We start from the raw sequence: 235 nt of genomic DNA, 5'->3' as shown, positions 1-235 counted from the left end.
CATCAGTGATGAATTTAAAAAAGACATTTTCAGCCACTTTTCCCAGGCTGACAGCTCTGACAGCAAGAGTAAAGGCGGCACTGGCCTGGGCCTGGCTATCAGCAAGCAACTAATGACCCGAATGCATGGTAGTATAGGTTTTCATTCTGAAGTCGGTAACGGTAGTGAGTTCTATCTGTTACTGCCACTGGTCAGTGAAACAGACCCCAGCGAGGTTGAGCTATGACAGAATTAC

1 protein-coding gene is annotated in these 235 nt (G+C 46.8%); it reads left to right on the top strand.

Annotated elements, in window-relative coordinates:
• The coding region (locus tag R0J87_RS24775; protein WP_498889688.1) for an ATP-binding protein at positions 1-226 on the top strand (226 nt) is incomplete at its 5' end.
• Positions 227-235: the final 9 nt, after the last annotated feature.

Source organism: Halomonas sp. SIMBA_159 (assembly GCF_046536035.1).
Classification (GTDB): Bacteria; Pseudomonadota; Gammaproteobacteria; order Pseudomonadales; family Halomonadaceae; genus Vreelandella; species Vreelandella venusta_A.
Note: the sequence above shows the minus strand (reverse complement) of the source record. Positions and strands in the feature narration are given on the sequence as shown.